This window comes from Mycoplasma sp. 246B (assembly GCF_054353935.1).
This window is the reverse complement of the sequence record NZ_JBTHHM010000001.1, coordinates 135,095-151,784: the sequence shown is the minus strand read 5'-3', so window position 1 is coordinate 151,784 and position 16,690 is coordinate 135,095. Positions and strand designations below refer to the sequence as shown.

The window sequence follows — 16,690 nt, the reverse complement described above, 5'->3', positions numbered from 1 at the left end:
TAAAAACACAAATTAATGTGTTTTTATTATTCTATTTTATCTTTTGTTTCTATATCAATGTCTTCTATATCTAAATTAATATTAGGATAAGAACCATTTATATTTAAATCATTAACTATTTTAATTTTATTTATCATTCTAAAGTTATGTATTATTATTCCACCTAATGCAAAAATACCTAATAATCCTAATGTGCTGACATAATTAAGGTATGGAATATTATGAGATGCAATGCTAAGTGCAAGCAAAGCATACATAAAAGGTCATAATTTCTTAATTTTCTGCATTTGAATACTTTGAAAATCATCGTGATAGAGGAAAACCAAGGTAACTATACCAATAATAAACATAATTGCAAAAATAACATAAGAAACAATTGCTACAGGGGATGAAGAATCAGCTAAAAAATTCAAAATTTTATATCCTGTTTCTGTTTCATTTAATTTTTCATCATCACTTATACTCTTTATTATTCCTACAAATAAAATAATTATATAAACAGTTGCAATTAATTGTTGTAAAATAAATAACCCAAAAAAACCTCAAGTCAAAAAATATATTCTTTTTTGTTTTTTATCCATAATTTGTTTATCCTTATATATAAAAATTATAACTATTTTTTATTTTATATTAAGGATATTATTAACTTTTTAACAACAACATAAACATAATAAATGCAGATGCGATAAAAACTACACCTAAAAATAATGGAATATTATACTTTGCTCGCTGCCAAGCAGGTAAATACATTCCGGTTGCTTCATAAGTAGTTTTTTTGTTTCTAGGGTTATCACGATTATATTCATCCATTTGTAACTGCTTATAATTACGAATTTTTGCTATGGAATATTTAGCATAAATTACAAAACAAATTAATGCTAAAACAACAAATAATACTCCCAAGGGAATTAAGGTGTTTTTAGGTATTTTTTCTGCTGCTCTACCTGGAACGTCTACATCAAAATACATAAACAAATCATTCAAATTAAATATCATATTTTTATTTTAGCAAAATTTATTTTTTGAATAAATTATTAGCTTTTTTGTACTCGTATAATTGCACCATCTCTTTAAGTTTCGCAACTGATGCACTATCATCATAAGGTTTATTATCTTTTTCATTAATTCACAAAATTACAAGGTAATAAACAAAGATTTTTTGTTGAATTAAATATTCTTCTCAATAATTTTCATAACGATCTAAGAAAATTTGTTCTTGCTCTGGATTTAAAAATGAACCACAAATAAAGTATGCTAAATCAAAATGCTTATCACCCATAGATGCATATTCTCAATCTACAAAATAAATTTTTCCTTGTTCATCTTTAACTATATTGCCAGATCATAAGTCATTATGCAATGGACGATTATTTTCGCTATGAGAAAGGATGTTATTGATGCGTTTATAATATTCATCGATAACAGGTACTTTCAAGCCTTTGTCTCTTATAATGCGACGGTATTCTTTAACACGTGCCGCATGATTAGTTTTTGGAAATTTTAAACCTGAATCATGTAATTTACGAAAGTTATCAGCAATTTGATGTAAATCAGATGTGCTAAAATCTACCTTTACATTTTTAATAAACTCCCATTTTGAATGATTTTGATCATTTTCAAGTAATTTTGGTACAAAATCAAACACTGAAAGGATGCTATAATCAAGTTTATGATTAAATTTATCAAACTTTTTATATTGCAAAAAGTAATCACCATCGTGATATGATTCATTTGTATAACCGATATTAATTTTTTCCATTTTACTCCTTTATTTTGAAATATTATATATTTAAATAAAAATTTAAAGCATAAAATGTATAATATTAATTATGTCTATAAATAAAGAGAGTTTTTTAAAATCTAGATTAATCCCTGCATTAATAATGTTAATTGCATTAGTTGCTTTATTGGTGCTAACACGATATAGTTTTTATTGATCATATCCATTATATCAAAGCTCATTAGGTGGTTTTTGAGCAGTGCGAGCAATAGCATTGATTTTTGTTTTCATTTTTGCATATTGAATCTTTTTTGAAGTTTCCTTAGCCTTTTTACAGCATAAAATTTATGCTGCTATTCAAGCACTGTTGCTAAATTCATTAATGTTTTTAGGAACTAATTTTTTAAACTTAGTTATCACATCAAGTAATATAAGCAGTTTGGATGCTTTTGAATTAAGATTATGAACTGATTGACAAGCACACTTGATGTTATTGGTTAATGTTCTTATTTTTATTATTTTTAGAATTATCATTATCAAAAATGTTTATTTTACAGAATTATTTTTAAAGGCATTGTTGTTTTTACTAACTAGTTTAATATTAAGTTTTTTCATAAAAACATTTTTATTTTTAAACACTGTTTCATCTGGTTTAGAATATATCCTCTTATTTATTTTAATCGCTGTTAGTTCGGATATAGGTGGATATTTTGGTGGAAAATACCTAGGACATAAGATGTTTAAAAATAAAATGACACCATTAATTTCGCCTAAAAAGACTTGAGAAGGTGCTTTTGTAGGGTATGTTGCTGCACTAATAATTAGTTTTGTGTTTATTTATGCTTATTTTGGAGTTGCAAAGGGGTATGATATTAATACCGATGTTGCATCTGTTCTAAATTCATCTAAAAATACCACTGCTGCAATAGTTATTTTGCTTACATTAGCGCCAATTGCTGCAATTACAGGTGATTTATATTTTTCTTTTATAAAACGTAAATTAGCAATAAAAGATTTTTCGAGAATTTTAGCAGGTCACGGTGGAATTGTTGATCGAATCGATAGTATTTCACTAATCTTCTTTATTTGAACATTTTTAGCATTATTTAGGGGATAAAATGAGTTTTTACAAAGATCGCACCTTTGCAAACTTTGCTTCAGAAATTGGTTTAGGAAATATTGAAGCATTTTCTGAAGCATACATTGCTGCAATTTCAGAACTGCAAACACGAAATTCAAAAAGAATTATCGAAGTAGATTTAAAGCTACCATATGCACCAAAAATAACTGATTTAGTAAAACTTCTAAAAGCATTAAAAAGCGAACGAGGAAGCAAATACCGTGTTATTTATAGCATTAATGACTATGTTATCGATGCTCCGATGTTTCGTGATTATATTACCACTATTATTAAGTCAAAAACAAAAAGTAAAATGTTTGTAAATTTGGATAACATGCTAAATCAAACACCTAAAAATCTTTATGTAAATCATGAAAATCAAAAGTGATTTATTTTATACGATGATGCAAGTATTAAGTACGAGGTAGTTGAAGCAATTGAATTTTTAACTAAAAAAATGCACGAATTTGGTTTATTGAAATTTCAAATCGGATCTCAATTTTATGAAAAAGTTATTGAAGAAGAGATCCCTGATGTTGATTTAAATTTAGTATATCAAAAACTCAAAGAAGAACAAGTTAGAGTTGAAATCCCTGCACAAAATAGCAATAAACCGTTAATCAAAAGAAAATCAAAAGAGTATTATAAAACATCAATCAAGGATATTGATAATTTAGACCACAATAAAGAACAGCATTATATTAGTGTTGAAGGAATGATTTATAAAACCGATATATCTGATAATGCAAATTACAAAATTAATAAGTACTTTATAACAGATTTTTCAGATGCGTTGCAATGTATTCAATATCTAAACAATGATGCAGAACAAGTTGAAACCTTTAAAATAAATGATTTTGTCAAAATCAACGGGGTATTAATTTTCAAACAAGTTGGTGCTGAATACCGTCGAACATTAAGAATTTATTCAATTACAAAAATTAATAATCCTATTTCACTAAGAGTTGATGATAATGAAGAAAAAAGAATCGAATTAAATACAAAATCCAAGATGAATGCAATGGACAGTGTCTTTGATGCAGCTGATATAGTTAAAATTGCTAAACAAATGGGACATAAAGCAGTGGCTATTTTAGATTCAAATAGTGTGCAATCTTTCCCCAAATTTGTTGCTGAAGCAAAAAAAGCAGGAATCAAACCTATTTATGGAGCAAGTTTAGATTTAATAAATGAAAATAATCAAATAATATTAACAAAAGACTTTGATGCACATATCAAATTAGTTGAAAGTGAATATGTGATTTTCGATATTGAAACAACTTCACTTTCTCCCAAACTAGGTGAAATAATTGAATTTGGTGCTACTGTAGTTCAAAATGGTAAAAAAATAGGTAGTGAACAATTTTTTATCAAATGCAACAGTAAGCTCTCTGAATTTACTCAAAAACTTACCAATATAACTCAATCGATGCTGGATGATTATGGATTAGATTTGAAAGAAGGATTACAAAAAATCTATAATTTATTAAATAACAAAATCGCTGTAGCACACAATGCTAATTTCGATATGCATTTTATCTTACAAAAATTTATCGATAATAATATGAAACTTCCTAATACAGTTTTTATCGATTCATTGATGATTTCTAGACTTTTATTTTCTGATAAAAACAAGCACTCATTAGGAGATTTTTGCAGTTATTTCAATGTTGAATACAACTCATCTGTAGCACACCGTGCTGACTATGATGCAGAAATACTTTCTCTTGCTTTTATTCAATCGCTTTTTAGTTTTCAACAACAACAAGTATTGACACTAGGTGATTTATATCATTATTTACCTAATCCTGAAGCATTTTATAAAAAAGTTCGTTCAAATTATCAATACAGCATCTTGGCTAAGAATCAGTTGGGATTAAAAGAACTTTTTCAGCTGGTTTCAATGACTCTAACACAAAGATTTTGAGGACAACCAAAACTTTTTTATAATGATTTACAGGGTAAAAAGAATATTCTAATAGGTTCTGGTGGACTAAAAGGTGAATTAATTAATGCACTAATATATTCATCAGATTTGAAAATAAATGAAGTTATAGATCGCTGTGACTATATCGAAATTCCGCATATTGATGCATTAAAACATTTATATATAAACACTGAATATACAAAAGAACAGATTGAAAATCTTTTGAAACAAGTTATCAAATTAGCACTTTCAAAAAACAAAATTGTTGTAGCGATCGGGGATTGTCGTTATGAAAATCCTAATGATCAAATTTTTTATAAGAGTCTTGTTTATGCAAAAGGCCTAGGTGGAAGTCGTCATTTTTTACTTAAAACCAAAAATAGCAAAGAAGAACGTAGCAAAGATAATGAAGATGATAATCAAAAAGACACAATAAAACGAATTGATTTTACTGTTATCCCCGATTTATATTATTTAAATACTAAGCAAATGCTTGAAGGTTTTAGTTATTTAAATTTTGAATTAGCTAAGCTAATTGTAATTGATAACAGCCATAAAATTTCACAGATGATTGATGATGACATCGTTGTTATTAAAGATAAATTGTATACACCTACAGTTGAAAACTCAAAAGAAAAACTTAAGAATTTAGTTTATCAGACTGCAAAAGATAAATATGGAGAAAATTTACCACAAATTATTTCAGAACGCATCAAAAGTGAATTAGATCCCATTTTAAAATATGACTTTGATGTGATCTACTGAATTTCACATCTTTTGGTTAAAAAATCACTTGATAACGGGTATTTAGTAGGAAGTCGTGGTAGTGTCGGTTCTTCTTTAGTTGCAACTTTAGCGGGTATTACCGAAGTAAATCCTCTTCCACCACATTATATTTGTGATAAATGCAAGCATTTTGAATTAGTTGAAAATCCACCTACCACATCCGGCTTTGATTTAGATGATAAAAATTGTCCTATATGTGCAACTATTATGGATAAAGATGGCAATTCAATTCCGTTTGAAACTTTTTTAGGTTTTAATGCCGATAAAGTTCCTGATATTGATTTAAACTTCTCAGGTGATTATCAAAAAAATATTCATGATGAAATCAAACATATCTTTGGTCAAGATAAAACTTTTCGTGCTGGGACAATCTCAACAATACAAGGACGTACAGGTTTCGGTTATATAAAAAATATGGCTGAAGAATTTAATATTCCATACTCAAACGATTTTATTGACTTTTTATCAACTAAATTAGAAGGTGTCAAGCGCACAACTGGACAGCATCCGGGTGGAATCATTATCATACCAAATCAATTTAGTGTTGAAGACTTCACCCCGATTAATTTCCCTGCTGATGATATTAAATTAGATTGAAAAACTACACATTTAGATTATCGTGCAATTCACGATAATATTATTAAGTTTGATATTTTAGGACATGTTGATCCAACAGCAATTAAAATGTTAGAGACATTAACAGGTTTAAATGTTAAAACTGACATTCCTAAAAAAGATGCAAAAGTAATGTCGCTTTTTTATTCAACAAAAGCTATGAACATCAAACCAGATGACATCGGTAATGAAACAACTGGAGCATTAGGATTACCAGAATTTGGTACACAATTTGTTCGTAAAATGCTTGCTGAAGCACAACCTAAATCATTTGCTGATTTAATTTCGCTTTCTGGCCTTTCACACGGAACCGATGTATGAAAAGGTAATGCACAGGATTTAGTTAAAGAACACGGGATGTCATTGAACGAAGTTATCTCCTGTCGCGATGATATTATGAATTTTCTTATCTCGCTTGGTGTTGATCCACTTTATTCATTCAACATTATGGAAAAAGTGCGTAAAGGGAAAGGATTAACACCTGAAGAAGAAAATGAATTACGAACACATAATGTACCTGAATGAGCAATAAAAAGTATGAAATTAATTAAATATATGTTTCCAAAAGCGCATGCTACTGCTTATGTTTTAATGGCTTGACGGGTTGCATGATTTAAATTATATAAACCATTAGAGTATTATGCAACTTATTTTAGTACTCGTGTTGAAGAATTTGACTTAGATACCTTAGTAGAAGATATTGGGATGCATAAAATAAATGAAAAAATTCGTGAATTAAATGCATTGGTAAATCCTAAAGTGAATGACAAACAACTTCTAACTACCTTAGAAATAGCACGTGAATACTATGCTCGTGGATTTAGCATCAGTAATATAAATTTAGAAATTTCAAAAGTTAAGGAATGAGTTATTGATTATGAAAATAACTGTCTAATACCTCCATTTACAACTATTAAGAGTTTAGGTATTGCTGCTGCGGAAAAACTTGTTGCTGCCCGTTCTGAAATGAAATTTAAATCACGTGAAGACTTTAAAACACGAAGTGGAATCAATCAAACTTTGTATAAAAGGTTATTAGAACTTAAAATACTAGATCACTTGCAGGAAAATGATCAAATGACTTTATTTTAATCTAACAAAACATGTATTTTGTTCATACAGGTTTTTGTAAAATGAATAATAAAATCTGTAGAATTTGCTAATATTTTTGTATACTTAAAATAACATGTAAAGAGGTTATTATGAAAAATAAAAAATATAAACGCATCATTTCCAAATTATTTATTTCTTCTGCTATTTTACTTCCTACAATTGCATCAGCTTGTACATCAAATGATAATGGCAATTATGGTTCAAAAAAACCAAAAAATAATCCTAAAAATGATGAAAATAAAAACACTTTAAAAGTAAATAATATAACAGTTGATAATGTAACTGATAATTCTGCTGCTATTGAACTTTATTTTAGTGCGACATTGCATAAAAATGATCAATTAAAAATTGCTCTTATGGATTTGAAGACTTCTATAATAAGAAATATAGTGCAAAATGTGAATATAAACAGTAATCGTGTAAGAGTAAGTATCGATGGATTAAGTCCTAATACAACTTATAAAATAGATAATTTGTTGCAAAATAATAATAAGATTGGTTTTTTAAATACAGTTGATAATCGCTCTTTATCATTTACAACTTTAAATCAAGAATCAAATGGTAGCAAAGATGAAAATGGTAACAACCAACAAGGAAAAAATGGTGATGGAGATGATAAAAAAGGATCAGAAAATCCACAAAATCCACATTCTGGCAATATGCCTGATAAAGAACACGAAGAAAGCAAAGAACAAAATCCTGGTTCTGAAAATCAAAATCCAAATAATCACCAAAAAATTGATATTAATGCAACTGTTAGCAGTGTTAGCTACCAAAATCAATTCAATGTTTTGCTAAAACTTGATTCAGATCAAGATTTAGCAAATAAATTTGCACTAATTACAGTAAATCCAATAGACAGTAATAATCAAGTTATTAACCAAGATATTACATCAAATATTGTTACTATAAATGATAAAAATCTTTCATTTAGTTTTAATAATCTTGATTTTAATAGTAAATATCGCATTAAATCAATAGATTTCTTTGAACAAGGAAGCGAAAATCAACTTTCTAAGCTTGATAACATTTCAATTAATAATTATCCAGAATTTAATACACCTTCATTAAATATAAATGTAACTTTTAATGATAATCTAAGTCAAAATCAAGATAGTTATGTGTTAGGTTTTAATACAAATTCTGATTTTAATGGTTATATAGAGTTAAAAGTGGTAAAATCAAGCAATCAAAATCAAGAATATAGATCACTTAGATCGAGTTTGAAACATAAACAAATCAGTTTTTTAAACCTAGATCCGAACACAACATATATTATTAAAGGTGTAAGTCTTTATTCTGATGCAGGTAGTTCAAATCCATTAAATGTAAACATGACTTTCCAAAATAATAAAACTTTTACAACACCAAATCAAAAAATACAATCGAATGCTTTATTAGAACCTAAATATAGTGCAATTAAACAAAATAACATTCCTGTTGTTTATGATTTACAAAATACAGCAACTAGCAAAACAAGTGATCAATTAACTTTGGATAGTATTAAATCAAACAACACAAATCATAGTGATTATTTTACTCAAAAAGAAACAAGCGAAAACAAGCAAAATAATAGTACATTTGCTCAATTAAAAAGTTATATATATGATTCTACACATCAAAAATACAGATTAAATTATTTAGTTCCTAACTCTTTTGCAAAAGCATACACACTAAAAATTCGTAAGAATAATGTTGAAGAAAGTATATCAGCAACCTCAATGAAATATGATCATTATCTATATGAAATACCATATGATCACTCTGCGACAATTGACTTAATTGGATTGATAGATGACAACAATCAAAGTATTAAAACATTCAATAGTAGTTTTGGAATCCATCCATATACATTTAATTTTGATACTACTGTTGATGCAAACATCAGAAGCATTTCAATACAACCTAAAACAGGTAATAACATCGATGTATTTGTTAAAGTTCGGAAGAAGACTTATCCAGATCGTTTAGCATATCTAAATAATACAAAATTAAAGGTATGACGCAATAATAACATCGTTGAAGTAACTGCTACTAGAAGAATTGATGATTATCATGCAACCATTTTAGCTGGTGATCAAATTGTATCATTTGTTTATAATACTAGCACCACCACGCAAATGCATGATTTACCATTAACTGAAATTAATTTTGATTCAAGCAAAAATACATATGATATTAATTCAATAACAGTTGATCAAAATGCTCAAAAAGTGAATGTTACATTAAATTCTAATGTTACAAATGCTAATAATCTAAGTTTTATAGTTAAAGGAATTGATCACAATATTCCATTTATTCGAACTATAACCCCAACAATTAATAATAATATTGCAAGTTTTGATATAAATCAACTTTCAAATGCAAATATTTCATATGTTATAACTAATATTTTATTAAATGATGGATTTATTGATTTAAGTGAATATAAAAAATACCAATTTAATATAACAACAATTGAAAATAATAATTTAAGTGATTTTAATTATTATATGGATCAAAATACTAAAAAAGTTTATGCCTCTGCTTTCTTTAATTTTAATTCACATAACTTAAAATACCTAAAAAATATGTACTTTGATTTTATGTTTGAAAAAGAAACACAAAACTATGATAATCAATTAGTATTAGGATTTGAACCCACAAAGCACATAATGGTAAGATTTGATGATTTATGAAAATTTGAACTACCTAATTTTAATGAATATATTAAATATACACTAAAAAAAGTCCGGATCGTAAAACCTGTTACCTATAAACAATTAGCTACTATTGATGTTGCTGCAAACCTACAAAAAACACTGGCATATCATTTTAATTATGCAAGTGTTGATCAAAATAATTTCTCTGCAAACGGAATTGAACGCAGAACCACAAATGATTTTAGTCGCTATGATTTAAGAAAAAAATGACTAGCAAATGACGCAAACGATACTGTTGATTTTAGTTTATATAATCTATGATCTGTTTCAGAATATTTATCCGATTATACATTCATCAAGGATCGTGAATTTTTAAATCAAGCATATCCAAACCCGATTGTATATAAATTTAACAAAAATTCAGAAACCAAAAAAATTCAACTTTTTGGTCCAAGAGAACAAGTTAAAGCAAAATTATTTAACATTGATAATTCAAACAAAACCACTTCATTAACTAAGAAATTATCTAATTTTAAAAACCTTGATCAAATTCCTGAAAATGAATCATTAATGATGTTTGATTTTGAATTTGAATTACATGATCGCACAAATTATGACTTATACTATGCTTACACAATAAATTCAACAGTTCGTTTACCTTTTAATTTAACCAAACTCAAGCAAACTGGTAAATTAGAGAACTTAAACTTTTATTTTTATCAAATTTTTACTTCACAAGCTGTTCAAGAACACAACTATAATAAAATAAATGCAAAATTTAGTTTTAATTTATATTATGATAGTTCTAACAATACTATTACCTTAAAAGTAATTTCTAAGGATAAAGATTATAATTTTACCCAAGATATAGCCACACATAATATAGGTTTAGAAAAAAATGTTTTCATCGGACCTGCTAGAATCGCTGTAATTCATACAAATGAAAATGTTAAAATCGAATACAACTCAGATAAAGTTGATGCATTATCAAACTTTAATCCAAAAATATCATACCTAAATAATGAAAATATAAATAAAAACTATGATTTTAGCTTTTCTCCAGGTATGTCAGTTGATGATATAAAAACTTGACAATCAAAACGTTTATTTAAAGAAGATAAATCAGATGCTGCTGACTTAATGCGACAACGTGCATTTAGAATCAGTGTAGGAACTTGAAACTTAATTGGTAAGGTTAAACCAGATGATGATAATGATTATCGCTTCTATGTAATGACTAACCACCATGTTGCTGTGCATGTTCCAGTTCCAAATACTCCTACAAGTTTTTACATTCCAACTTTATTAGATCATCCTGCTGCAGGAACATACCAAACTGGTCCTAGTGTACAAGATGGAAAATTGACTAAAATTTATGAATTTGAAAATTATAAATATAACTATCAACTGATTAAAGATTACTATAATATCGGAAGTTTCATTGATAACGAAGGAAGATATCAAAAAGATAACAAAGCAGCAAATCAAGACTTAGTAATTGCAACAATTGATTTAAGATCTATTTTTGAGCAATATCAAGGAGTAGATTTATCAAAAATTCAAATGGATGCACAAACAAAAGAATCAATTAAATACATTTTAAACTGAAAAAACTTGGCACCTACAAAACTCAGTAATGAGGTTAAATACTTACAAGATTTCGATGCATTAAATTGATATGTTGCTTCCTTTCCTGGTGAAAGAACGATTGGTCCTGAAACGGTTAAATCAATCCGTTATCGAGAATACTTATTAATGTATATGCCATACTTTATGAATGATTTAGATTACGAAGATACAAGATATAAATCAACCAAGATATCATTCAACCGTGAAGGGATTGATTTAGCCGGTGGTGCATCAGGTAGTGGTGTATACGATGAAAAAGGTAATGTAGTAGGTCTGATAACCGAAGGATGAAATTCATTTGATGGAGCTATTTCGGCACACTTATTCGCTGGACAAGTACGCAATGTTTTCGGTTCAAAAGACAATAAAATTAATCAAGATTCATTTTATGAATATATCAAACACAATAGTTTCTTATATCCTAAAAAATATACAGATATTTATTGAGATGATGACATAACAATCAAAAATAATCAAAAGACTAACTAGGAAGGTATAATGCAAAAAACTCTAAAAGAACTTGAAAACAAAGTTGTTTTATCAAAATTAAAAGGTGCAATTCTTTGTAAATTATTTGATTTTAAAGGAATGACATATTTTTTACTGGCTTATGAACGTAATAAAACTAGAAGAAGTATTAAGGATTTTGAAAATGAATATGATATTTTCTTAAATAATTCACTAGATTTTATTCCTGTTTATATGAATGTATCCACGTTATATAGAATTGATAAAAAACTCTTTCAAACATCGTTTGTTAAAAATAAAAAAATTATCTTAGATAAAAACACCATTGATGTTTTTGCACATGAACATTTATTAAGTTCGGTATTAGATTTTACAAAATATGACACCGAATATAGAGGTTTAATTGAAATAACATCAGAAAATAATTCAACAAACTTTAATATCCTTTATTTAGGTAATGAAATAAAATTTTACTTTTACATCATAACTAATATAACTGAAATGGAATCAGAATATAATGATGAAATCGCAGAGATATCCAAATCATCTGATGATCCAAACAATAATGCAGCAAAAAAAGAATGAGAAGCAATCAATAGAAAGATTAATATAATCCATAAAGATATTTTATGAGAAATTAGTGATATTGAAGAACATAAAGAATTATCATACGAAATAACAAGAAGGTTTAAGAAGTTTGTAGAAGAAAATAACTTTGAACCCTATGCATATAGTCTTAATCAATTACATCTTATTTATGAAGGCTTATCTGATGGATTAAATGTAAAGGAATATTTAGACCCTAATTTAGAGCCTGCTGAGATGAGTTGAATTATGAAATCCTTGAGAACAAAAGATGAAATAGAGGAAAAACCTGATGAATCAATTTCTGATGGTGATAATATTTTTTTCTCATCAAGAATCATGAAACCATTAACCATAAAAAGTAAAATTAAAAAATAATTTAAATTTGTTTAAATACTATATATAGATAAAAAAGTCGTATTTATAAATATTTTATAAATATTACACAAAATAATGTTAATAAAATTTATTTTTGTGAAAATTAAAAAATGAAAAAAATAGCAATTTTTACCTTAATTATTGCTATTTTTTTAATCTTTTTAGTTTACTTGTATAATTTTGTGCTATTATTTTCATAACTTACTTTTTCATACAAAGTATATGCTTTACCAATAAAACATATAACTAAGGAAATTATGACAGCAAAACAGTTATTATCAACTTATTGAAACAAAAGTGCTTTTCTATTTGAGTTTTTCGCTTCTTTTACACTTGTATTTTTTATTTTGTTATGACTTTTAATAAAATATATGCATAAACCCAAAAACGAAAAGCTTTTTAATACCATCGGATTCACATTAGCTACTTTTTTAGCATTTATCATACCATGAGCTTTATCATACTTCACCGCAAATGTTCCTGCATTTCCACAGCTAAATCCATTAAGTGTGATTTTACAAACTAGATTGCAAGGATTTAGCATTTCTACAGGTGAGGCAGGGACATTAGATAAAGGTGTTTACTATTTAATAGGCGGGCAATTTTCAGGTGCTTTTGGTGGATTAATTGTTTTTGCTGGAATATTTTTCTTAGTAAAAAATTCATTATCTAAAAGTAAGGAATATAAAGAAATTTTTCAAACTTTACAAATTTGAGATTTATTAAAAGTAAGACATCCATATAATGAAAGTTGATGAAAATATATTATCAAAGAATTTATTTTTATTACAACTTTTGTTATTATCGTTCCAATGTTAGGTTATATCAACGACACAAATTATGGAACAAACCCTTACTTCAAACTTTTTATAACATTAATAGTTGTTTGAATCTTTTTATTTATTTCAAGTTTTTTTGGTTTCTTTGCCTTTGATATAGTTTTTAATGTGATTGCTTATTTATTAATAGTTATTGAAATTTTATATCATCTAAAAAGTATCAAATCAAATGATCAAAAAACAAAACAAATAAAACAATTAATGTTATTAGAGACTATAAAAATCACCACAACACTTTTATTTACTGTTATTATCCCACTCATTTACGGAATTGTTGCAGTTGAAATAGGCAAAAGTGTTCCAATGAAACTTAATTTCTAATCTATAAGAAAGGCTCTATGTTTAAAAAATTTAAAAAATTATTTTTGTCTTTATCCCCTATTGTAATTGCTCCAGTTGCAATCGCTTGTTCACACCAAGCGACCGTTAAAAAGGAAGTTGACCCAAAACAACAAAAAAGAGATGAAATTACAAAAGCACTTGCTTCTGATAAACTTACACCTGAACAAAAACAGGATTTCCAAAACAGAATCGGACAAGCAAACACCCTTGAAGATCTTAGTGCAATTTTATCTGATATTAATGCAGCAATTCAAAAAGCAGCAAATACACAACCAAAAACCAATCCTGAACCAAAACCAGGTACACCACTAGACCCACAGCAAGTTGAACTTAAAGCACTTCGTGCCAAAGGGAATGCAGATAATAAAACAAAACTGACTAATGAAACATTATTTTTAAGAAGAATTAGTGATTATTTTAAATATAACGATGTATCTTCACAAGTATTACAATTTAAAGCTAATACTAATGCATCAAATATAACTTTTAAAAACCTAAGTAATAACAACTATATAACTGATTACCTCGATTTTAACGATTCTGCATTTACACAAATATTAAAAGACAAAAAACTAGTAACTGATGAACAAGCTGCTAAGTTATCATATGAATATGACTATCACAACATTCGCCAAGATATCAATAATAATAATGACATCATAATTCCAATGAAAATTCTTATCCCTGTTGAAGCAACAGGAAAGAATTTAAATTTAAAGGCTGAAACCAAAGTTAATTTTGTTCTTAAAGGAATAAAATTATCAACAAGTGATGAAAAAAATTACAAAGATGTAAATGATTTATCTAAAAAATTGCAAAATTTAACACAAGGAGATGTAATTAAAATATCTATTAAAGATAAATCTGATCCTGCTTTTGCTAAAATTCAAGCATTAATCGATGATAAATCAAATGCTATTTATAGTTTTGATGATTTAAATCGTAAACAACTTGCATCGATGTTTAATTTAACATATCCAGATTTTTCTAATTTACTTAGTCCATATAAAAATAAACAAATTATTAAAATTTTTATTGATGATGTTAATTTTACTCACTCACCAAAAATCGATCAGTTAACTGTTAAAATCAGAATTGCAAATGGTTATGATAATACCCAAAAAGGATATGAAAAATTTCCTTTTGCAAATGTAGGATTTAACAAAATAATTAACCTTACATTTGATAAAGACAACACAGTATTACGTGATGAAAAAATTCGGGCAAACTTATTAGCAAAACCTGCAAACTGAAATATTTATAACCAAAACTTTGAAGAACAAGGATTCAAAGACAATGTTTCAGATATTACCATTTTACCAATAAACTATGATTTTAAATACCTTAAAGACTCATTTAAATCAACTGATTATCGCAATGGATATTTAACTTTTACCGCTTTATATGATGGTAAAATCGTGAAATTACAAAAACATATTGGAGTAGGTAAATTTGCTGAAATCTTTGATAGCAACTTTATGCAAGCAAATCCACATGCATATAACTTCCATGCTGGACATCTTACATATTCTGATTTATCAAGAGTTAATCAGTCAATTTATAACGATTATGGAAGCAACTTATTTTCAGGAGGTTATGATTCAACTCGTTCATTTTATTTAGATGATGTTAAAACCCCGATCGCTATCCATGTTGGTGAAGACTATTTAGCCAAAGAACACACCCCAGTTATCGCTCCATATGATGGTGAAGTTGTCGCAGTATATAATGCACACCTTTCATTTGCACAAATCAAAACAGGACAAGGTGTAGGAACAGTTATGCTCACAAGAGTTAAATTAACAAAACTTAACCTTTCACCTAAAATTCTACAAGAATACTTCGGAACTTATGATACAAACGATGATCGTTGAGTATACATCGGATTTATCCACTTAGATGCTAACTTGACAATGAACAATAAAACCTTTAATTGATCACCTAAAACAATCACAATTGGAAAAGACAAGTCGACTAGAGTATATGATATTTTAGATAATGTTTCTCCGGCACACCCACAACCTTTTAAAAAAGGGGATACACTTGCTTATTTAGGAACATCAGCAACTAACGGAGGTTGAATGCCACATGTGCATGTAACTACTTATGCAAATAATACATTATTGACAAACGACAACGACTTTCAAAAAGCATTAACATCCGCAAACCTTTATGGTGAACGTGTTGAAAAATATAACCCACAAGATCCTAAAGTTAATCCATTTACTGCTCGTGTTGATGGGATATATATTGCAAGAAACACTGACATAGAAGCGGGTAAAAAACCAATTTTTAAAGTTGATCCTATCACAGGGACACCAACAAAAGATACTGTTCCAAGCGAATTATTAAGATGAGTGTCAAATCCAATCCAAGGTTTTGAAATTCGTAGATCAGTTTTTGATCCAAACATCCTATTTAAAATCAGAGGACCACAAAGTTATAGATTTGATATCGAAGACTTCTTTAGAATTAGTGATAATAAATAATTTTATAAAATCTCCTTTTTCAAATGGAGATTTTAAT

General features: G+C 27.5%; 9 protein-coding genes. 6 read left to right on the top strand and 3 right to left on the bottom strand.

Annotated features, from left to right (window positions below):
* Positions 1 to 26 precede the first annotated feature (26 nt).
* From ACXYRR_RS00705 to ACXYRR_RS00695, 3 genes are all read right to left on the bottom strand, one after another.
* On the bottom strand, positions 27 to 581 hold the full coding sequence (locus ACXYRR_RS00705; protein WP_458597302.1) for a hypothetical protein: 555 nt from the start codon (positions 579 to 581) through the stop codon (positions 27 to 29).
* A 61-nt stretch (positions 582 to 642) separates the two neighbouring features.
* Positions 643 to 996 (bottom strand): hypothetical protein, encoded by a 354-nt coding sequence (locus ACXYRR_RS00700; protein WP_458597301.1) that lies wholly within the window; start codon positions 994 to 996, stop codon positions 643 to 645.
* Between the two features lie 19 nt (positions 997 to 1,015).
* The gene (locus ACXYRR_RS00695) at positions 1,016 to 1,759 is read right to left on the bottom strand and encodes a phosphotransferase (protein WP_435130382.1); all 744 of its coding nucleotides are present in this window, start codon (positions 1,757 to 1,759) and stop codon (positions 1,016 to 1,018) included.
* Positions 1,760 to 1,829: 70 nt separating this feature from the next.
* On the opposite strand from ACXYRR_RS00695, the gene ACXYRR_RS00690 reads away from it, so the two are divergent.
* The 6 genes from ACXYRR_RS00690 (at position 1,830) to ACXYRR_RS00665 (ending at position 16,653) form a co-directional block, all read left to right on the top strand.
* On the top strand, positions 1,830 to 2,837 hold the full coding sequence (locus ACXYRR_RS00690; protein WP_458597300.1) for a phosphatidate cytidylyltransferase: 1,008 nt from the start codon (positions 1,830 to 1,832) through the stop codon (positions 2,835 to 2,837).
* Between the two features lies 1 nt (position 2,838).
* Positions 2,839 to 7,260: a PolC-type DNA polymerase III gene (locus tag ACXYRR_RS00685; protein ID WP_458597299.1), complete on the top strand. Its 4,422-nt coding sequence runs from the start codon at positions 2,839 to 2,841 to the stop codon at positions 7,258 to 7,260.
* A 110-nt stretch (positions 7,261 to 7,370) separates the two neighbouring features.
* Positions 7,371 to 12,041, top strand: a complete 4,671-nt coding sequence (locus tag ACXYRR_RS00680; RefSeq protein WP_458597298.1) for a hypothetical protein — start codon at positions 7,371 to 7,373, stop codon at positions 12,039 to 12,041.
* Positions 12,042 to 12,050: 9 nt separating this feature from the next.
* Positions 12,051 to 12,983: a hypothetical protein gene (locus ACXYRR_RS00675; RefSeq protein ID WP_458597297.1), complete on the top strand. Its 933-nt coding sequence runs from the start codon at positions 12,051 to 12,053 to the stop codon at positions 12,981 to 12,983.
* Between the two features lie 257 nt (positions 12,984 to 13,240).
* Positions 13,241 to 14,143 (top strand): MAG4940 family membrane protein, encoded by a 903-nt coding sequence (locus ACXYRR_RS00670; protein WP_458597296.1) that lies wholly within the window; start codon positions 13,241 to 13,243, stop codon positions 14,141 to 14,143.
* A 17-nt stretch (positions 14,144 to 14,160) separates the two neighbouring features.
* Positions 14,161 to 16,653, top strand: a complete 2,493-nt coding sequence (locus tag ACXYRR_RS00665) for an MSC_0775 family lipoprotein (protein ID WP_458597295.1) — start codon at positions 14,161 to 14,163, stop codon at positions 16,651 to 16,653.
* The last annotated feature ends 37 nt before the right edge of the window (positions 16,654 to 16,690 follow it).